Source organism: Pseudomonas sp. PDM05, assembly GCF_014851685.1.
Lineage (GTDB): Bacteria > Pseudomonadota > Gammaproteobacteria > Pseudomonadales > Pseudomonadaceae > Aquipseudomonas.
In genome coordinates this window covers 1-282 of record NZ_JACVAC010000053.1, presented here as the reverse complement: position 1 = coordinate 282, position 282 = coordinate 1, and the positions used below count along the sequence as shown (strand labels likewise).

The window sequence follows — 282 nt, the reverse complement described above, 5'->3', positions numbered from 1 at the left end:
CGCCCTTTCACGGCGGTAACAGGGGTTCGAGTCCCCTAGGGGACGCCATTTGCGGGAATAGCTCAGTTGGTAGAGCACGACCTTGCCAAGGTCGGGGTCGCGAGTTCGAGTCTCGTTTCCCGCTCCAATTTAAGCAGTGTTGCCCTCGGGCGGCGCTGAGTGAAACCAGGGCATGATCTTCGGATCCAACCTCTGGGCACTGGAATACACACCATGTGTTTCAGTAGCGTGTCCCCTTCGTCTAGTGGCCTAGGACACCGCCCTTTCACGGCGGTAACAGGG

At 58.9% G+C, this 282-nt stretch carries 1 tRNA gene; it reads left to right on the top strand.

What is annotated here, in order from left to right:
• Positions 1-51 precede the first annotated feature (51 nt).
• Positions 52-127 (top strand) — tRNA-Gly (locus tag IB241_RS27385).
• Positions 128-282 lie beyond the last annotated feature (155 nt).